General features: G+C 68.2%; 16 protein-coding genes and 2 pseudogenes. 6 read left to right on the top strand and 12 right to left on the bottom strand.

What is annotated here, in order from left to right; all coding sequences use genetic code 11:
* Positions 1–174 precede the first annotated feature (174 nt).
* The 3 genes from ACFYZ4_RS11465 to ACFYZ4_RS11455 all read right to left on the bottom strand — a co-directional run bounded on the left by ACFYZ4_RS11465 (position 175) and on the right by ACFYZ4_RS11455 (position 4,005).
* A complete protein-coding gene (locus tag ACFYZ4_RS11465) occupies positions 175–2,322 on the bottom strand; it encodes a tyrosine-type recombinase/integrase (protein ID WP_390783741.1) in 2,148 nt (715 codons plus the stop codon).
* A gap of 227 nt (positions 2,323–2,549) precedes the next feature.
* On the bottom strand, positions 2,550–2,885 hold the full coding sequence (locus ACFYZ4_RS11460) for a helix-turn-helix domain-containing protein (RefSeq protein ID WP_390783740.1): 336 nt from the start codon (positions 2,883–2,885) through the stop codon (positions 2,550–2,552).
* 4 nt (positions 2,886–2,889) lie between these two features.
* Positions 2,890–4,005, bottom strand: coding sequence for a tyrosine-type recombinase/integrase (locus ACFYZ4_RS11455; RefSeq protein ID WP_390783826.1), 1,116 nt, complete (start codon positions 4,003–4,005; stop codon positions 2,890–2,892).
* Positions 4,006–4,816: 811 nt separating this feature from the next.
* On the opposite strand from ACFYZ4_RS11455, the gene ACFYZ4_RS11450 reads away from it, so the two are divergent.
* The 3 genes from ACFYZ4_RS11450 to ACFYZ4_RS11440 all read left to right on the top strand — a co-directional run bounded on the left by ACFYZ4_RS11450 (position 4,817) and on the right by ACFYZ4_RS11440 (position 8,053).
* Positions 4,817–5,977, top strand: coding sequence for a HEAT repeat domain-containing protein (locus ACFYZ4_RS11450; RefSeq protein WP_390783739.1), 1,161 nt, complete (start codon positions 4,817–4,819; stop codon positions 5,975–5,977).
* A 350-nt stretch (positions 5,978–6,327) separates the two neighbouring features.
* Entirely contained in the window at positions 6,328–7,101 is a 774-nt protein-coding gene (locus ACFYZ4_RS11445; protein WP_390783738.1) for a hypothetical protein, read from the top strand.
* A 436-nt stretch (positions 7,102–7,537) separates the two neighbouring features.
* Complete coding sequence (locus tag ACFYZ4_RS11440; RefSeq protein ID WP_390783737.1) at positions 7,538–8,053, top strand: hypothetical protein; 516 nt, start codon at positions 7,538–7,540, stop codon at positions 8,051–8,053.
* A gap of 34 nt (positions 8,054–8,087) precedes the next feature.
* Here the strand turns inward: ACFYZ4_RS11440 and ACFYZ4_RS11435 are convergent, their stop codons facing one another.
* From ACFYZ4_RS11435 to ACFYZ4_RS11420, 4 genes are all read right to left on the bottom strand, one after another.
* On the bottom strand, positions 8,088–8,915 hold the full coding sequence (locus tag ACFYZ4_RS11435) for a HEAT repeat domain-containing protein (RefSeq protein ID WP_390783736.1): 828 nt from the start codon (positions 8,913–8,915) through the stop codon (positions 8,088–8,090).
* A gap of 286 nt (positions 8,916–9,201) precedes the next feature.
* Positions 9,202–9,378, bottom strand: a complete 177-nt coding sequence (locus ACFYZ4_RS11430) for a hypothetical protein (protein WP_358726848.1) — start codon at positions 9,376–9,378, stop codon at positions 9,202–9,204.
* Positions 9,375–10,310: a hypothetical protein gene (locus ACFYZ4_RS11425; protein ID WP_390783735.1), complete on the bottom strand. Its 936-nt coding sequence runs from the start codon at positions 10,308–10,310 to the stop codon at positions 9,375–9,377. The genes ACFYZ4_RS11430 and ACFYZ4_RS11425 overlap by 4 nt, the downstream gene beginning before the upstream one ends.
* A gap of 709 nt (positions 10,311–11,019) precedes the next feature.
* A complete protein-coding gene (locus tag ACFYZ4_RS11420) occupies positions 11,020–11,367 on the bottom strand; it encodes a hypothetical protein (RefSeq protein ID WP_390783734.1) in 348 nt (115 codons plus the stop codon).
* A gap of 261 nt (positions 11,368–11,628) precedes the next feature.
* Here ACFYZ4_RS11420 and ACFYZ4_RS11415 point away from each other — a divergent pair, with 261 nt between their 5' ends.
* On the top strand, positions 11,629–12,051 hold the full coding sequence (locus ACFYZ4_RS11415; protein ID WP_390783733.1) for a DUF6924 domain-containing protein: 423 nt from the start codon (positions 11,629–11,631) through the stop codon (positions 12,049–12,051).
* Between the two features lie 120 nt (positions 12,052–12,171).
* Positions 12,172–12,498 carry a hypothetical protein gene (locus tag ACFYZ4_RS11410; protein WP_390783732.1) on the top strand — a complete coding sequence of 109 codons (327 nt, stop codon included), beginning with the start codon at positions 12,172–12,174 and terminating at the stop codon, positions 12,496–12,498.
* 589 nt (positions 12,499–13,087) lie between these two features.
* Here ACFYZ4_RS11410 and ACFYZ4_RS11405 read toward each other — a convergent pair.
* Positions 13,088–14,221, bottom strand: coding sequence for a hypothetical protein (locus ACFYZ4_RS11405; protein WP_390783731.1), 1,134 nt, complete (start codon positions 14,219–14,221; stop codon positions 13,088–13,090).
* Here ACFYZ4_RS11405 and ACFYZ4_RS11400 point away from each other — a divergent pair.
* Positions 14,177–15,316, top strand: a pseudogene (locus tag ACFYZ4_RS11400) (IS110 family transposase); the annotation flags it as partial. The gene ACFYZ4_RS11405 and the pseudogene ACFYZ4_RS11400 sit on opposite strands and share 45 nt — an antisense overlap.
* 299 nt (positions 15,317–15,615) lie before the next feature.
* Here the strand turns inward: ACFYZ4_RS11400 and ACFYZ4_RS11395 are convergent.
* The 4 genes and pseudogenes from ACFYZ4_RS11395 to ACFYZ4_RS11380 all read right to left on the bottom strand — a co-directional run bounded on the left by ACFYZ4_RS11395 (position 15,616) and on the right by ACFYZ4_RS11380 (position 18,869).
* Positions 15,616–16,906, bottom strand: a pseudogene (locus tag ACFYZ4_RS11395) (IS30 family transposase).
* Positions 16,907–17,100: 194 nt separating this feature from the next.
* Positions 17,101–17,523, bottom strand: a complete 423-nt coding sequence (locus tag ACFYZ4_RS11390; RefSeq protein ID WP_390783730.1) for a hypothetical protein — start codon at positions 17,521–17,523, stop codon at positions 17,101–17,103.
* A 119-nt stretch (positions 17,524–17,642) separates the two neighbouring features.
* The gene (locus ACFYZ4_RS11385; protein WP_390783729.1) at positions 17,643–18,260 is read right to left on the bottom strand and encodes a VOC family protein; all 618 of its coding nucleotides are present in this window, start codon (positions 18,258–18,260) and stop codon (positions 17,643–17,645) included.
* Between the two features lie 153 nt (positions 18,261–18,413).
* Positions 18,414–18,869 (bottom strand): alpha/beta fold hydrolase, encoded by a 456-nt coding sequence (locus ACFYZ4_RS11380; RefSeq protein ID WP_385585513.1) that lies wholly within the window; start codon positions 18,867–18,869, stop codon positions 18,414–18,416.
* Positions 18,870–18,968 lie beyond the last annotated feature (99 nt).

Genomic DNA, 18,968 nt, shown 5'->3' with positions numbered 1-18,968 from the left:
CGGGAGGCGGCGGCTATCCGGGCGAGCTCGCCTCGGGACAGAGAACGGCGGCGAGGTGACCAACGGGTTCGCGGATTCCTGGCGTCTCCGAGCGCGTACCCATCGACCTATGGATCTCACCCACGTCGTCCCTGAGGTCCGGAGTTCGTGGGTACGGATGCCGAAGCCAACTGTTCATGCCTGGATGGGGTCGGGGCGAATGTCAGCGGGGTGGGCAGCCGCCACGTACTTCACTGCGGTGATGGCCGAGAGCCCGAAGACCCGCATCAGGCGGACCGGGTCGGCGCCGTCGTGTGCTTCGTCGAGGATCCGGTCCTGGCGGAGTTTCCCCGCCTGAAGGCCGGTCCCCTTCAAGGATGTTCGGAAGATCATTCTGCTGACCGGGGCGTCTCCGTTGACGGCGGTCTCCCGGTTGATGAACAGGTGGGGGTTGGGTGTGCGGGGCCACCGCCGGAACCGTTCCGCAGCCCAGCTTCTGGCCAGCTCGAGGGTCATCTCGTCCAGGTAGACGAGGTGGTCCGGGCGGCTCTTGCGGCGGATTCGCAGGCGTCCCCGGGTCCGGTCGAGGTCGTCCAGGTGCAGGCCGGTGATCTCACTCGGCATGAGGGCGTGGACGACGACGAGCGCGATGACGAGCCGGCTGCGGACGTCGGGGGCATTGTCGAGGATGCCCTTGAGCCGGTCGGTGGGCAGGGGAACCGGCGCATGGCGGGCGATCGAGAGGCGGATGGTCCGCGCGGGATCCCGGAAGATGAGCCTCTCGCGTCGCAGTGCCCGGAATAGTGATCGCAGGCTGGTGTGCACTGATCGGGCATGTGGCCTGGTCAGGGGCTTGAGTGCCTCTTCGATGATCTCTTTGGTGACCTGTCTCGGGTCGTTGATGCCCTGAGTGGAGAGGTCCCGCAGGATCGGGGCGGCGAAGGAGACGTAGTTGTAGATGGTCGTCGGGGCGATGGGCCTGCTGGGCTTGCTTCCCTGTCCCGTCAGCACGTCGATCCAGGTGTTGACGGCCGCGGCGTACGAATCCGGCAGGCCGGTCGCGATGTTCCGGGCCCGCAGGAGGTCTGCGCTGATCTTCTCCTCGGCGATGAGGAGTTCGCGGCGCCGGAGGAAGTCGGTGACGCGGGCGTCGGTGTGGTTGCTGCTGAGGAGAGCGACCGCCTGGATGTCGATTTCCCGGATTGGAGCCTGGACCCCGAGCCAGGACAAAAGGATCCGCAGGGTGCGGGTGCTGCTGTGCTGGTGGTCGGGGTTCCAGCCGCGGGAGCGGATGTAGCGGGCGAACTCGGCCATCACGGCCTCGGCCTCGGGTGTCGGCGCGGGCAGATCACTCTTGTCCATCCTGGTCCAGTCCCGGGCCGAGGCCTCGAACAGTGCGGTCTGGGCCGGATCGACCAGGTGGGCCGAGATGGGTCGAGCCGCCCTCGAGGCGGCTTTGACCAGCCTCTTTTTCGCGACGAAGCGGCCCTTGCGCCGGGTCCTGGGCGGGTAGCGGGCGTCCGTGGTCCGCAGCTTCGGGGCGAATGCGGCCCCGAACCACAGCTGGTCACCCCCCTTGAGGGTGATGCCGTCGATGTCGGTGGCCGTCTGGGCCTGCAGCACGGTGCAGAACCTGCAGAGGCCGTCGGCCAGCGCCTGGACGCTCCGGCAGCGTTCGCACTCACCGGATCCGGGGTGGAAGCGGGCGAACTGCTTACAGGCCAAGCAGACCTTTCGCCGGTCGTTCGACCAGGCCAGGCAGCGTGTGCAGCTGCCGTGGACGACTCGGTCGGCCGGAACGATCCTGGAGCGGGCGTCGGCCAGCAGTCCCGCCCGCCGCAGTGCCTCCGCGATCGTGGGAGACATCGAGGGCAGGTCGTCCAGCGTCTGGGGAAGGACCTGCCGCTGCCCCGGCTCACGGGTCGCCAACGCCAGACGGGCGAGCGAACGGGTCAGGTTTAGCCATGCTCCGCCGACTTTCCGCTCGCGAGCGATGCCCGCCAACTGGTGTTCCACCAGATCCAGTTGTGGGATCGGCCGGTCGCGGATGCGACCCGCGTCGGAGATGGCCAGCGTCCGCCGCGGTGGCGGGAACAGGCCGAGCTGTCCGTCCACCTGCCTCGGGAAGAGAAGAGGATCATCATGCGGCTGCGACGGGGACGGCTTCCGCACCCACTCGGGAACGGGCTCCCGCGTCGTCGGCCGGTCGTGTGCCCTGAGCGGGTTGGCAGGGGGCAGCTTCACGTCCGGCAGCACCACCGCAAGCTGCCGCGGCCGCCCGGGCGGCAGGTACTCCCGGCGGAGCTCCGCCCAAATCCACTGCTCGTCCTCACCCAGCCTCACGGCCAGAAGGCACCCTCGGCAGGTCCCGTCCACCGCGACTGGCTGCGGCCAGCCGCACCGCCGGCAGACACCCTCCCGGCGCCCGTAGGAGCCCATGCGGGCCCAGGACCGCGACCGGGTGCAGAACACGCACAACCTGTGGACGGAGAGGACTCCCCAGTCCGAACAATATCCGCATTCCTCCACCATCACCGGCTTCGTCCGCCCCGCCATATTCGATTCCTGTTCTAATTTGGGGGCAGGGCGCGTCGCTGGCCGCCGCTGGCAGGCCGTGGAACCGGCCGAGCCGGGCCCACGTCCCCGCTGGCGGTCTGGATCTCGCCGGGCTCCCGGCCCGCCGCCGAGGCCACCGGCTCGGCCTCCATCAGGTCCGCGACCGTGCAGCCCAGCGCGGTGCAGATCTTGTCCAGATCGTCCAGGCGGACGGTGATCGGCTTGTTCGCCCACAACGCCGCGACCTTGCTCAAGGACGGGTGGAACCCGACCTCGGCGAACGCGGCCTGCAACTGCGTCGGCCGCCAGATGTCACGCCGGGCAGCGACCCAGCGCAGGTTCCACTTCATCGCTTCACGACTCCAAGCTCAGCCGGCGAACCGCTCGCCGGGAGGACTCCAGACTCTGCCGCTCCGGATCGCCCTTCGCGGTCGCCAGATAGCCGACCGTGGTGGTTGCCCAGATGTGGCCCAGCAGGACCTGCACGTCCCACAACGGCATGCCCGCTTCATAGTTGTGGGTCGCGCACGCGTGCCGCAGCAAATGCGGGAAGAGCTGGGTGATCGAACCCTTCAGATGCTCCTTCGAGGCGGCCTTCAGGGCTCGCCGGAAGGTGTCCGGGCCTACCGCCGGCGCGATCGGCAGGTTCAACGAGGCGATCGACTTCGGCATCCGCTCGGAAGGGAACAGCGGCGCGTGCGGATCACTCGCGTCATCGCGGAACTCGCCCCGGATCTCCTCCACGTACCACCACAGCAGAGCCCGGCCCTCCTCGAACAGGTATGCCTCGCGCTCGCGCGAGCCCGACCCGTTGGCGCCCTTCCCGAACACCAGGAACCGGCCCCATTGGCCGTTTTCCCAGTTCACGTCCCCCAGTCGGACCGCGCAGAGCTCAGCCGCCCGCACCCCCGACACGTAGGTGATCTTCGACATCACGTAGTTCCGGACGGCCACCGGATACTTCCTCGAGGCCGGCAAGGCATCCCGCCATGCGGCGAAGAATTCCTTCGTCGCCCGTGCCGACGGAGGGATCCGGAGCCCGAAGTCACCGCGGTGTTCGGGCCGGTTGAAGGAATCGACCGGGGACTGGACTCCGGCTCCGAACCGCCGCAGGATCTCGCCGGCGTACCGCTGCTCGAGGAAGGCGAAGTAGCCGTCGATCCGGTTCATCTTCGACCGCACCGTGGTGTGACGCCCCGGCTTCCCCACCCCGGAGAAGTACTGGTCAACCTGCCGCGACGTGAGCCGCCAGGGCACCACGCCGTAGAACGAGCAGAGCTCCACCACCGGCTGGACCAAGGCTTCCAGAGTCTTCGCCGACAGCCCCGCGACATCCCTCGCCCAGCAGTACTCGGCCAGCGTGTCCTGGTAGAGGGCCCGTTCGTCCGCCTCAGTCGACGACTCGAAGGCCCGGCGCTGCAGCGTCAGGACGTCGGCCAGCCCCGGCTCCGCCCCACTCGGACGCTCCATCGCGCCCACCCCGCCCTCGCCGGTGATCAACGAGAAGCGGCGACTCCCTGAATCTGCCACGAGGCAGCAAATTACGCTCAGGACTCCTGGAATCTGCGAGAAAACAGCAGAACCTCACACGATCGAGTGGATCTCACCCACAGCCCTCCGGCCAGCATGAACAGCTGCAACGGACTGCCGAAGAAGCTCTGGGAACCCGTCGGATCTCCACTTGGAGGTGAACACCGTTGCTCATGCCCACCTCCCATGATCAAACGGTTCCAGCCGGTATGGCTGAAACTCCCCCCTCAAGGTATCGAACTTAAATCGAACAGTGCGAATCGACCACTCCGCAGTAGACGTGATGTTGATTGTGACTGAGCGCTATACCTGGCCACTGAGCGCGATAGTTGGCCGGTCAGGGCATTCTGGCTGACTTGCGCGCGCCTTGCTCGGTGCATCGGTGCATCGGTGCATCGGTGCATCGGTGCCGGACAGCGGGACAGCCCCGACCCGCTGTCCGGCCGGGGCCAACGCAAGGTGCAGCGCGAACGTACGGAGCTGGGGCTGCGGCGTTCCTGGAGGGTGAAACGTCTGGGTGACGCCGTGAGGCGTTGGGTGTTGTCGTACGCATGCGCGATCATGCCGTCATCGGGCGGAAGAACGCGGGGAGGGTTCGATGGGTGTGGGGTTGGTGAGGGACTTGGGCTGCCCGGACCGGCGCGTTGCCGCGGCAGAAGCGCTGGCCAGGGGCGGTGAGGCGGCGGCGGAGGCCATTGTGCGTGAGCTGGCGGATGAATCGTCTCCTGTGGGATGGCGGGAGGCCGCTCCCGTGCTCCGGAGCATCGGGGGCGCGGCGTTCGACTCCCTGCTCCAAGGGCTCCTCGACGCGCCGACCGTGGAGATACGAGACAGGGTCGGCCTCGCATTCGCACGGTTGGGCGCGGGGTTCCTCGACCAGTACGCCACCGCGATCTCGTATCCCTCGCCGTTCGTCCGCCGCCAGGCGGTGCTCGGGATCCGGCACTGCAACGGGGCCGGCCTGTCGACCGTCCCCGCTCTGCTGCCGTTGCTCGGCGACACCGATCCTGAGGTCGCCCAAGAGGCGCAGGACACCTTGATGATCCGTGGCAAGGAAATCGAGGCGAGCCTTGTTCCTCTCCTCCAGCGGATCCGGCGGGAGGGCCCCGGCCGGCAGCGCGCTCGGGCGCTGTCCGTCCTCGCGGTGCTGGGCGGTGAGACCGTGCTGTCTGTTGAGGATGTTGCGGCAGTCGAGCGGCTTGTCCGCGTGAAGCTCGCAGATGATCGGCCGGCGGCGTTGTGGGCATGTTGGAATCACTGGATCGCGGTGCCGAGCGGGGACCAGGCCGGGATCATCAGCACCTTGGGACTCACGGATCCGAGACCGGTGACCTTCGCGCTCGGCAACGACATCGTGGACTCTGACGGTCACGACGCCGATCCGGGTAGCCACGACGGCTTCACCAGGGTCTTCGTCACCCCTGAACTCGACGGCTGGACCTTCGTGCTCGGCGCATGGTGCGACCCTTGCGACGCGGAACGGAGCGAGGACGTCCTGAGGCTCTGCACTCTGCTCAGCTCACGCTACGGACGTGCCGAGGCGTACTACTACGGCGCTCAGGGCGACGGCTCCGCCTGGCTCGTCACCGAACACGGCAAGGTGATCCGACGCTACTGCGAGACCGGCGAAGGCGAGGATGAACTGCTGACCCTGGGCGATCCCCTGCCGTTCGAGCGGACGCGCCGAGAGGAGCTCGGCCTCCAGCCCGTTTGGGACCCCGCGCTGGAATCCGAGGACGACGCGGATGAATGGAAATGGGCCGCGTTCCATCTCGCACCCGAGGTCGCCGAACATCTTGGGGGCAGCCCTCTCAGCATCGGCCCGGAGACGGTCTCGCGTGGTGCCGGCGTCATCGCCCTGACCCCGTACGGGGTTGTCCAAGGTGTGCCGGCAGGCGCGTACCGCATCTGAGGAGCCTTCAGGCCATGGGCGAGAATCCAGCTTCTCCGTGGCGCGGCAGTGAGCGTGCAGTTGGCCGGACGGGCCATCTATGGCGCTCAGTCACATTGATCTTGTTGTGACTGAGCGGGATAGTTGGCCCTTGAGCGGTGCGCTTGGCCCCGGTGAGCTTCTGGTTGGCCCGTACTGCCGTCGAGACGGCATTGGCCTGGCCGGGCGGGTGTCAGTGGCGGATGCGAGGCTTTGGCCTGCACCTGGGGGCCGCCCGAAGAGCAGGCCGTGCCGGGGCCACATCCCTGACGGCCCGACTGTCCCGGGTGTGTTGCCGTCGACCAATCCGACAGCGGGGAGCGTTTCTTCCGATGCCTGCACAGCACACACGTCCCAAGAGCCGTCCCGCGCAGACATCGGGCACAGATGTCCTGCCATTCACGCCTTCTCTCGTCAAAACAGTGTTCAGGGACGTGACCTCCATGCACGTCTCTCGGCCGGCCGCGTGCGCGGCCGTGTCGGTGCTGCGGACGGTGCTGACGGAGATCGTCGAAGGATGCAGTAGAGCGGCGGCTGAGCAGGCGCGGAGGAAGCTGCTTCCCGCGGACCTTGTCTCATCGCTCGACCGCAACGTCGAGGTCACGGTGGGGGAAAAGTGGTACGACCACAGCCCGACGTTCAAGGGCCTGAATGGTGTCACCTACGATGCCGAGGGTGTCATCGTGCGTGCCCCCAGGCGTAGCCGGTCGCGCAAGCCCAGTGCCATGGTCGGCGCTCACAGGTTCGAGACCGAGGTCAAGAAACTGCTGCGAAGCCAGGGGGTGACGGCCGTCCCGGCTCTGGTCCGCGACCTCGACGGACTCGCGAGCAACTTCCTGACAGACCTCGCCCGGGACGCGGTGATGGTCGTCCGTGAAGGCGGGGTCAAACGGTACGGCACGGCCGCCCTCGTCCTGCCGGGAGAACCGGCCCCACCCCCGTTCCTCAAGGAATCCATCCCGGCGCTGTACTCCCGCACGGGAGATGCCCGGACCGTCGGCAGGGACGACATCCTGGGTGCTACCACGATTCAGTTGTTCGGAGACATCCGAGAGCGAGCCCTCACCGAAGCACGCGCAGCGACACGGAACACTTCGTCCGTCTGAATGGGCAGCACCCTGGCGCAGCCCTCTGTGGCGTTTCCATAGGTTCAGAGGCGACTGAGATTCAGCGTTCTGGTTGTCCGGCGGGGCCAACTGCAGCGCTCGGTCACACTTGTTGTGACTGTGTGCGATAAGTGGCCCTTGAGCGCGATGGTTGGCCCGCTGTGCGTTCCACTTGGCCCCCGCACCGCTGCGGGCCACGGCCGAGGCCATCTGGCCGGGCCTTGCGGCCCCGTAGCCTGGCAAGCCGCCTCATGACAAAGTGATCATGTTGGACTGACTGTGGTGGGGGAGACACGTGAGGCGACATCTCAGGACGGCGGCAGCGGCCATGCTCGCAGTGGCGCTGGCTGGCTGTGGCGGGAGCGGGGGAAGTGCGATCGTTCCGACGAACGGCCCGGGTCAGGCCTCCGTTCCAGCGGGCCCCTACCGGTTGAAGATGCCCCAAACGGTACTCAAGGGCGCCTTCACGGAGTCCGACCATTCCGCGCCCGATCAGAACATCCCGACGATGCTCTCGGGCCAGATCGAGCACGGCGTCTCCGCCTTCGCCGCCTATGAGCCGAGCGACCGAACCACAGAGACGTCGGGGTCCGTGCTCGCGGTGACCGGGGTGTACGGAACCGTACTGAACCCAGTCACGGCCCGCGACGAGTTCCTGAAGATTCTCGATCGTCGGACCAGCGTCCCGGACATGCGCTCCGCCGTGATCATCGGCCCTCGCACGATCTTCCCTCAAGGCTCCTCGGAGCCCGTGTCCTGCCGGATCGTCCAAGAGGTCGATCGCTTCGGCACGACCTGGGAACCCGACTGTTCCTGGGCGGACGGATCGGCCGTGGCGCACGTGTCCCAGACCGTGGACTTCAAGAAGCCGCCGGCCGAGTTCGACCTTGAGGCCTTCGCCGCGAAGACGGCGATCATCCGCAACGAGGTCCGCGTCCCCATAGCGCCGTAGGGCCTGGCCAGCGCCGCATGAAACGCACGCCTCGTCAGCCGCGGAGGGGCTTGCGCTGACGTGCCTCAGTTGCCTGGTCACGAACATACGGGTCAGCGTCTGCTGCCAGCTGGTCAAGCACGGCCGAGGTCGCGGGGTCTGCGGGCTCTAGGGCGGGAAAGCGGCCCAAGGCGATCGCGACCCAGGCTCGAACGCGGGGGTTGTCGTCGTTCGCGAGCAAGCGGATCTTCGGCAGGGCTCTGGGTTGCTGCAGGAAGCCGAAGGAGCTGAGGGCGGAGAGACGCACCTGCGGGGAAGGGTCGTCCAGCAGGTCCAACAGCAGGTCGATGGCCGCCGGCTCTGTCCCGTGGCTGCCGAGCGTGCCCACGACCGCGCTGCGGACTCCTTCGTCCGAGTCCTGCGCAGAGTGGGCCAGCAGGCTGAGATCGGCTGGTTCGGGGACGAAGCCGAGCAGCCAGATCGCCGCCCTGCGAAGGTCCTCATCGTTGCCAACGGCGCACGGCAGGAGGACTTCGCGCGCGGCGGCGGGGTCCTCCTGCGCGAGTACATGGAGCCTCGTCGAGAGGGAGTCCTGGTCGTCACCCAGATTGCGGGAGTAGGCCCGCAACAGGGCGGCAAGGGACGTGTGGCCGGCGGTCTCGGCCAGAATCCGGGCGAGCACATGACGGGCGTACCAGTTGCCCGCTTCCACGGCTGCCGTGAGATGCCGTTCCAGGTGCGGAATCAGCTCCCGCCGCCGGGCGGCTACGAGCTCCTCTTCGATTTCTGCAAGGTCGTCGAGGTCGAAGTCCGGATCCGTGAGTCCGGCCGCCAGCTCATCAAGGCGCAGGGGGAGATCATCCGCCGCCCGTTGGCGTTCCAATCCGTCCTCCTTGTGATCCTTCAGACCGCACCGAACCTGCCGCTGCGGGTCTCCCTGCTGCGGTCACGGAATGGATTGTCCAACAGGTCTCTGACAACGGCGTTTGTGGCAGCCAGTGCGCTCAGCCGATCAGACCCTCTCAACGTCCGCGCAGGTCCCATGACCTTGACAAGAACGATTGGGAATCAGTCACACTTGAGACCTAGCGCTCTTGTTGGCCAGTCTGAGTACTGGAATTCGCGCAGGTCAGCTGTATCGCCCCGTGGGGGCCATACAGCTCGGACCATCACTGTGCTGGTGGCCCGCCGCTTCCGCCCGTGCTCATCAGGAGGTAGGCGAGCGTCACCACCCCGACCCCGACGAGCACCGCGATGCCGGCGTCGGGGTGCATGTACGCGATGTATGCGGCGACGGTGCCGAGCAGCAGCAGGACGAGGGCGCGCAGATCCAGGGGCCCGGTCACCGGGGCACCTCGGGGCCGAGTTCGCGGGATACAGCCGCTGCCAGGTCGGCCTTCGCCCTCTCCACTGAGCGGTCCGCCAGCCGAATCGTCTCGGTGTGACCGGCCTGGCGCATGTCGCCCCGCTGGACGCCGTAGGGGAGGTGGAAGACGTCCCGCCAGAGGTCGAGGACGGCGGCCTCCACGGCGCGGGCCTGGTGGCCGAGCATGGAGGCGCTGATCACCTCACGCCAGCCCTCCCGCTCGTGTTCCTCTATCCGGTCGCTGCCAGTCTTGCCGATGCCGATCTTCACCGCAGCGAGGCGGCCGTGCATCATGAGGTACACGAACGCCGGGTCGTCAGCGCGGATGCCGTAGCCACCGCAGTACTTGCATGCGCCGGTTTTGGCATGCTTGATGCTGTCGAAGACCGGCGCGACCTCGCGCCTGCACTCCTCGTTGAGGCATCGGGCCTGCCACGGTTTCTTGACGCCGGGGAACCTCACCAGCGGTTCGGCGCCGGCAGCGCGCATGAGGTCGGCGGCCTCTTCGGGGGCGATGGCGCCGTTGCGGCGGCAGAGGTCGCAGCCCCTGCCTTGTTCCTGGCGGAGGGCCTTACGGACGCTGGTGAGCGTGGGTGTGGTGATGCCGTTGCACGTGCCGCACACCGACATCCAGGGGGTGTTGTTGCCGGGGTAGGGGCCTTGGGGGGTGAGTCCGCGCTCGGCCATGATCGCGCGGGCTTCGTCCTCAGTGCGCTTCTCAGAGCCGGAGCAGCGGCGGCACGGACCCTGCCCGCTCGTGACGACGTTGGCGTAGCGAGGAGAGCAAGGCTGTCCGCACTTTACGCAGGTGCCGGGCCATGGGGCGGTGGCGCCGGGATAGGTGACGGACGGGGTGAAGCCGCGGGCGCGCATCTCGGCGGCGGCCTCCTCCGGATCCTTTTTCTTAGGCATAAACAAGCATCATGGTTCGTGTGGGGCAGCCGTGTTGGCTGTTCGTGGAAACAGGGAGCCGCTACGGCACCATTCGGCACCCGATCGTGCTGCCTGCCTGCCTGCCTGCCGACCGCGAGGCCGTCCGACGTGCACTGGCCGACGGCGTCGAGGCCGGACACTGCGCTCGGCGCGCTGGACTAGGCGCGCTCGCGCAGGATGGAGGCGTGGCCGATCAGACACAGGCCACCGTCCATCCTGTCGCCCCCGACAGGTGGCTGCCGGGTGACCGTCCACGTGCATGACACGGAGTTGGTCCTCGGACTCGCGTACGGGCTCGGCGACGTGGCGGAGTTCCTGCGCCGGGCGGGCTGGGCGGATGAGGCGGGCGGGCCGCCGATCGAGTGGCGTGGCGGAGGCCCCGAGGCGTGGACTGAGGGGTCCTGCCAGCGGGCCGGGCGAGGAGTCGTAGGATCGCGCGGTGGCAATCGAACTGACCGACGAACTCCTCCAGCTCCGCCGTACCGCCGACGAGGCGCGTGCCCGCGCTCTGGCCGGCTCGTACAGCCCTACCGCGTGGCGGGCCCTGGCTTGATGCCGCTGCCGCGTTGCAGGCCGCGGTGACCTAACACGCGACCAAGTCCGGGCAGGACCGGCATAAGGTGGAGCAGGGTATCAGGGATGCAGTCCGGGAGCCGGCCAAGGAGTAACCGGACGTCTTCCGCCGCCGCTAGCCTGCCTCGTTCAACTGGTCAAGGAGGACCTGGGCCTGAGCGCGTTCCTGGACGCTGTAGCAGGTCGGGTTCTGGAGCACGAGGTGGCTAGCCTCTCGGAGCTTGATCCGGTCGGGAGCGGGCGCTGCCACATAGGTAGGCGCCGGAGAGGGTTGCGCGGCAGCAAGGGCGGCGGCGCTCGCCTCACGGGTGCTGGAGCAGTTCGGTGGTTGCGGATTCGCGTCCACGGATGCCCGGCCGGCCAGGAACCCGCCGACGCCGATCACGATGGCCCCGCCGAGGCTGACGAGGACTAAGAGGTCGCGCCTGGCGGGCGTCGCGCCGGAGCGTATCGGGTCGGTCATGAGCCGAGGGTAGACGTCCGCCGTGGACGTGCCTTCCTCTGGCCGACACCGTTACCGGGGCGTGGCCTGGGGTGACTTCTACGAGCGGATGGGCATGCCCGGCGCCCGGCTGTCGCCCCTTTTCACGCGGCGAGGCCTAAAAGGGCGTTATATCCTGGCGAGGGTGTTTGATATCGCCAGGCTGCTTGAGGAGTTCCGTCGGCGCGGTGGGCGCCTGGTCTGGGCAGTCGATGTGTCAGCGTCAGGTGAGAGGATCACCAAATGCCTCTGCCTCAGCCCGATGATCTGACCTCGCTGGTCCTGCGTACCGACTTCGGTGACGAGGGAGCCTGGGAGGTGGTTCGTGCCGCACTCGACGCGGCTGGCGAGTACCCCCATGCCACGTATGTCAGCGAGCTCTGCTTTGCTGGCGTAGGAGTCCAGGCATTGCTGGATGAAGAGGCTGCTGCGGACGAAGACGAGCAGATCGTCTACATGTTTCTGGCGGACGCGGCCACGATGAAGGATGCGGGTCACCCGCTCCTGGCAGTGGACCTCTCGGACGAGCCTGGGCGGACGTTCAGGGTCTCCGTTCGGTGGTTTCCTGACATCTCGACCAACCTCAGCATCGCCAACATGGACTTTGCGGAGTTCGCCGACGCCGCTGATGGATCAGGGGCCTTCCGCGGCTTTGGCGGGGGCTGATGCCTTTTCGTTGAGTTCTGTCCGGACTGCCCCTGCCGCTCTGTCTCACAGCCTGCCCCACGGCGGCCGGCAGCCGCACAGACTCGCCCGGCCGGCCTGGGCACCGTGCATAGTGTGCTCATGGATCAATTCGCGGGGCAGGCCCGCCTTGAATGGTGGGCCAATCACGCGACGTGCCTTGAGAAGTACGACATCGACATCACTGTCGCTGCAGACGCGGTCGGCACGTGGCGGGCAACCGGTCGGCATGGTAGTGCCCTCGACATGACCCAGCGCGAGGGCTGGGACTTCCTCATGGAGATGGACCCCCACTTCTCCATCGTGTTTCCCGACGAGGACAACGGCGGGATCTTGGTGAGAGTCTTCGAGGCGGGGGATGGAACCCTCACGCTCACGGAGGCGCCGGACTGGGACGGTTCGGGGAGCATCACCTTCGACCTCCCCTGAGTTCAGCCGCCCAAGGGCAGGGACCGACTTTGCCGCCCTGCCACCGCCTCCGGCATGTCGCCTGTCACTGATCTTTCAGAATGAAGTTCGGAGACGGCGAAGGCATATGAGGCTGCACGCCAGTTCGAGCAGGCAAAGAGGCAGGCCGCGGCGGCCGAGGCCGGTGCCGTGACCGCGTGCCGTGAAGGAGTTCGGTGTCGTCTCCGTCGTGGACGCGTACATTCCGTACGACAAGGGCGTCCGCGGCTCGGGGCTGGCGGCGACCCGCATGCGAATCGTGGAATGGCCCCGACCTCGGCGACGGGCAAGTCGGTCAGCGAGTGGGACGTTGAGGTGCACGGTCCGCAGGCCGACGAACTCGCGGACGCTCCCGGCCGGTTCTCACCAGGGTTGCACCCGATTCGATCTCAGGGCTTGCCTGTCCTTGTAGCCGGGCTTGCCCACGCGCGTGCGCAGGCTTGCCCAGACCAGTGCACCCAAGGCTTGCCCGAAGGGCGGAGAGGCTTGCCCGAGCTGCAAGACACCTGCCGTACGGAGCTGAGTTCGGTGCGCTGGGGGCCCGGCGGTGGCGTGGCACGAGGCAGGGGGGTTACTGGAGGTTCAGCCGGATCGGGTGCGAGGCGTTCACAGGGCACGTGAAGATGCGCAGCTCGCCGAATCGGCCGACGTTGAGGTCGGGATCGCGGCCGCTGTCGATCGTGAGGAACAGGCGAGCCCTCGCGCCGCAGCCGCAGTAGATCGGGACCAGGTCCGTGAGGTGCCAGCTCGGCCAGCCGCCGGCCTTCCATCCCTTAAGGCAGGCCAGGCCGCGGTGGTAGTCGATCCCGTGCTCGTCGGCCCAGGCCTCCGCCTCGCCGAAGAGGTCTTCGGGCAGTTCGTCTTTCTCCGGGAGGTCGGTGGCCTCGACAGGGTCGAGGAGGCAGGGCCGTGGCACATACGAGGCCACGGCATCGACAGGTCTGGGGACATCCTGTGCGACTGCGAGGGAAGAGGCTGAACGGTAGTGCATCTCGACTGCGGGCCCCCAGTAGTGCCTCTGCCCCGGCAGCTCGGAGTGTTCCTGGGGGCACCACAGCACCTGCAGCACGTCCATGGCTTCCGGCCAGTCAGCCGTGGGTACGTCCTGCTTGAGGAGCTGCAGGACCCCGATCAGGGGTACGCCAGGGTCGCTGGGGACCGGCACCAGGCGGATCCGCTCCCACGTGACCCTGTCGAGCACGGTGGCGCCGTCCATGATCCGTGAACGGATGTGGGACTGCTCCCTGATGACCTCGTACACCCCATCAGCTCTGCTTGCCCGCCGGGCCCGCGCGTCCCGATCGATCCGCTCCAGAGTCTCCCGATCCGCGTCGGACAGCTTCTCCCGTACTTCGACCATGTGCGGCCCCCGACACCTGGGCCACTCCTGGTCGGCCGGCCACAGCAGCGGGCCACCGACGTGGCTGCTGTGCGGTGACGGCTCACCCGCCCGAGGGCGCAGCAGTGTGGCCTTGCGGGCGTAGGGGGCAAGGGCGGGTATGCCGGCGAGTAGCGCCTCGGCGGCCGGATTCACGGCTGTCACGCGGACGATGATCCGCTGCGCTGCCGAGGTGGGCAAGCCAAGGTGGATGCGGCCCCTGGGCAGTTGCACCGGAAGGGGGCTGGAGGGTTGCACGTAGAGGTGTACTAGGGGTTGCACGACCTGGAGGGCTATCAGGTCTTGCTGGACCTGCTGGCTGACCATGGCGACAGCGTCGAGTCTCCGATCCCGGTGGCGATCGAGACCAGCCGCGGCCTGCTGGTCGCCACGCTCCGCACTGGCGTCCAGCAGATCTTCGCGGTCAACCCGATGGCGGCCTCCCGCTATCGCGACCGCCACGGCGTGAGCCGCAAGAAGTCCGACCCCGGTGACGCCCTCATGCTCGCCAACATCATCCGCACGGACATGCCGATGCACCGGCCCCTGGCCGCCGACACCGAACTGGCCCAGGCGGTGGCTGTCCTGGCCCGAGCTCAGCAGGACGCGGTCTGGAACCGGCAGCAGGTCTGCAACCAGCTCCGCTCACTGCTGCGCGAGTACTTCCCGGGGCTCCTGGAGGCGTTCAAGGACAAGCCGGGCGGTCTGGCCCGCCCCGACGCCCGCCGGATCCTGGCGGTGGCCCCGACGCCCGTACTGGCCGGCAAATTGCCGCTCTGGCGCCTGACCGACATGATGAAGCGGGCCGGCCGCCGCAGGAACATCGAAGCCGATGCCGAGCGCCTGCAGCAGCTCTTCCGCCGCGAAGCCCCGCACCAGGCCCCGCTGGTCGAAGACGCGATGGGCAAGCAGGCCGCGGCCCTGCTCCTGCAGCTGGACGCAGTCTGCGAAGCGGTCGCCGATCTTGCCCAGGCCACTGAGGAAGCCTTTCGCTCCCATCCCGACGCCACGATCATGCTGAGCTTCCCCGGCATCGGCTCCCAGATCGGCGCACGGATCCTCGCGGAGATCGGCGACGACCGCACCCGGTTCGCCACCGCCGGAGGGCTGAAGGCATACGCGGGCGCGGCCCCCATCACCCGCGCTTCCGGCAAGCGCCACTACGTCGGGCGCCGGTTCGTCAAGAACAACCGGCTCAACCATGTCGGCCACCTCTGGGCCTTCGCTTCCCTCAGCGGCTCGGCCGGCGCCGACGCCCACTACCGGCGCCGACGGACCGGCGGGGACTGGCACATGCAGGCCCTGCGGCACCTCTTCAACCGGATGCTCGGCCAGCTCCACCACTGCCTCCAGGCCCGGATCCCCTTCGACGAATCCATCGCCTTCCCGACGCCTCCAGACCCCGTCGTCTTGACGGCTTAACTGCATGAGGTGTCTTTCTCCGCGATAGCCGGAGGAAGAGGCCTGCTTCCTTTCGGGGCGGGGCCGGCCTTCACTACCACGGTCCAGCCCAGCTCAGCTCAGGCCAGCACGGACCGGCCCCGACAGCCCGGTCGGCAGCCGGCCCGTTCCCCGGTCTTCGTCCCGAGCCCGGCGCCGACCTGCCGCGCGGCCTGGCCCGGACACGCGTGCGCCCGCGCGTGAAGACGGCCCCGGACATGGCGAAGCGGCCCCGCCGGAACGTGAATTCGAGGGGTCGCTGCAACACCGTGGTTGGTTGATCAGGCCGCGAGGAGTTTAGCGAGGCGCTCGGCTGGGGTTTCCCAGCCGAGCGTTTTGCGTGGGCGGCTGTTCAGCTCTGCGGCCACCGTCTCCAGGTGCTGCGGAGTATGGGCGGCCAGGTCGGTTCCCTTGGGGAAGTACTGCCGTAGGAGGCCATTGGTGTTCTCGTTCGAGCCGCGCTGCCAGGGGCTGGCGGGGTCGCAGAAGTAGACCGGGATGTCGGTGGCCACCGTGAACGCCCGGTGGGCAGCCATCTCTGAGCCCTGGTCCCAGGTCAGGGAACGCCACAGATGCGGCGGGAGTGTCCGGACGGCCGTGGTGAGCGCGTTGCGGGTGGCGATTGCGCTGTGGCCGTGCGGCAGGTGGAGGAGCAATACGTAGCGCGTGGACCGCTCGACCAGCGTCCCGATGGCCGATCGTCCGTCCTTGCCGATGATGAGGTCGCCCTCCCAGTGCCCGGGGACGGCACGGTCTTCGGCCTCGGCCGGCCGGCCGGCCGCTGATCATGACCATGTCCTTGACCGGACGGGAGAGGCGCTTGTGGGCGTGGCGGTGCGGACGGCGGTGGGCCCGGCCGGTGCGAAGTGCCCGGGTCAGTTCCCGGCGAAGTTCCCCGCGGCCCTGGACGTAGAGGGCCTGGTAGATCGTTTCGTGGGTCACGTGCATCTCCGGCCGGTCGGGGAAGCGTGCCCGCAGAGCCTGGCAGATCTGCTCCGGGCTCCACCGCATCGTGAGGTGGCCCTGGATGAAGTCCCGCAGTTCGACGTTCTGGCCGATCTTGCCGGGTTTCGGCCGGGGCCGACGGGCGTCGGCGCGGGCCTGCGCGGTGTGTGGCCGGTAGTGCCAGCCTCCGTTGGGTGTGGTTCGCCGGTTGCGGCGTATCTCACGGCTGATCGTGGAGGGACTGCGGCCCAGTTCTGTGGCGATCTGCCGGATCGACGCCTTCTCGCGGAGCCGGTCGGCGATGTGGATGCGGTCGTTCTCTTGCAGGTACCGCAACGGCCGACAGGGCGGCTCCCCTTCATCTGCCCGGTGCCCAGACGTCTGTCCGTGGTCCTGGTAGATCGGGGGAGTCGCCCTGCGGCCCTTGCCGGGCGCGTGGCTGTTGCGCCACTTCTTGCCCGTGCGGACGTCGATGCCCACGATGCGGGCCGCTTCCCGGGTGCTGTAGCCCTGCTCCATGAGCTGGAAGTATGCGGCCCGCTCGCGGGTCAGCTTCTTGGCCCCCTGCGGTCGTCTGTCCTTGCGGATCTCGAAGTCCATCGCACCCCTTGAGCTGGGGTGTTGCAACGACCACTAGAACTTAAGGAAGGCGGGGCCGCTTCGAGTGGAGCGTGCTCGCTATGCGCGGCGGGGCGCTGCGCGCGCCGTTCGTTCGGAACCGCAGCGCCATACGCGTGCCGAGACCGTCGGCGTCACACGGCGCCGGGACTGGGGCTGGCTGACGAGCGGGCGACGCGGCGCGCCGTGCGGGAGCAGCGCGGTCATGTGGTGTGCAGAGGTTCCTTGAAGGACCTGCGGAAGACCGGACCCGCGAAGGGGATGATCGAGGACTTCACCTTCGACGTGAACGAGGTGGGGTGCCGTTCGAGTCTTACGTCGACGCGGGTGCCGTTGTCCGTGGGAGTCATGTGAAACTCCCAGCCGCCCGGGCCGAAGGGCACCGAGTCACGGGTGGTGACGCTGACGCTGATCGCCGAGCGGTCCCATTCGTAGCGTGCACGCTCCCAGGACTTGTCGTTGCCCTCGGTCACCTCCGCCCAGGTGTCGCCCCGCTCGTGGACCTGGAAGTGCTCGGCATCGATGGAAGACCACTCGTCGACGCGGGAGGGGCTGAAGTTCGTCAGCACGCCCATCACCTCGTCCGGGCTCATCGAAGAGTTCACGTGGAAGTGTAGGGAAGGCATGACCTGCTCCCTGGTTCGAGATGACCGCCTCCACCTCCCAGGGTGCGCCTCCGCCCACCGCCGTGCACCAGCAGCCGGAAATGGGCGCGCGGGCCTTGTCCTCCCGCGGGGCGACGAGGTCACGACGGCAGTTCGGTCCCCGCCTGCTCCTGGACCATGTACCGGGCGTACCAGTCGGGCCAGTTTTCGTCCGCCGCACCGATGCGTGCCTCGTGCTCCCCGTGTGCGGCCGCGGCACGGCGCAGCGCGCTCGCCAGGTCCTCGGCCGAGGCGAACGTCGTGGCCGCGGGGTCGAGGCGTCCCGGGAGTCGTGTGGTGATCTCCTGGAGCAGCCAGCCGTTGCCGTCCGGGTCGCTGAATGACAGGAACGAGCCGTAGCTCGTGCGCTGGGGATCCGGCCCCGGCACCCGGGCCTCCGTCCCGGCGTGGTGGAAGACGCCGCCGGCGTCGTGGAACACCTCGCTCGGCTCGGCGCCGAGCCGTTTCAGCTCCTCGCGTGCAGCGTTGATGTCGTCCACGACCAGGTGCAGGCCCTGGGCCGAGCCGGGCGTCTGGGAGGTGACCGAGGTGCCGAAGATGACCGATGCCGGCGAGCCGGGCGGCGTCACCTGCACCACCCTGAAGGTCTCGTCCGGGGCGACGTCCGCGTCCAGCCTCCAGCCGAGCCGCGTGTAGAAGTCCTTGGCCCGGTCGACGTCGGACACCGGCACCACTACGACTTCGAGTTTCATGTCCATGACTAACCACTCCTGGTTCGTGCAGGTGCCGCCTTCGACGAGACTCGCACGGCCGGACGCGGGCCGCGCCCGGGAACCCGGTGGAGGGTGGCCCGGGGAGCACGCCGGGCCCGGCTTCGGAGCGAGCTGCGGCGGCCGGGATGCCGATCCGGGTCAGTTGGCCTCCCACCAGCGGGTGACGACGTCGGCGTAGGCGTCGGCGCCCTCCTCCCAGGCGAAGTGGCCGACGTCGATGAGGTCCAGTTTGCTGTTGGGCAGGTGCAGGTCCAGATACTCGGCGTTCTCGGGCGGTACGACCGCGTCGTTGCGGCCTGCCAGGATCTGGACCGGCGTCTCCAGGCGGGGCAGCAGCTCGCCGAGGACGGGCAGTTCGGCGGGGTACGCGCGGACGTAGGGCAGCTGGTCGGCGAACCGCTGACCCGTGTAGGACGCGAGGTAGTCCTCGCGCACGACGTCCGGCAATTCGTAGCCGTGGATGCCGCCGATCGCGGCGGTCACGGCGGCCTTGGCGCTCATGGCCCGATAGGGGGACAGGTCCTCGTCGAACACCCAGTCCTTCAGGGGGCTTCCCAGGTTCAGCGGGACTGCCGTCCCTCCGGTGCCCACCACCAGCGGCCACCCGCACGATGAAGTCACCCATCGCGGTCGGGGACAGCAGGTCCTCGCGCAGCTCGGAATGGCCGAACCCGGGCAGGTCCACCGCGGTCA

Origin of the sequence: Streptomyces sp. NPDC001513 (assembly GCF_042894695.1) — a bacterium.
In the GTDB taxonomy this organism is placed as follows: Bacteria; Actinomycetota; Actinomycetes; order Streptomycetales; family Streptomycetaceae; genus Streptomyces.
The sequence above is the reverse complement of the archived record's forward strand: the minus strand, read 5'-3'. Positions and strand labels throughout refer to the sequence as shown.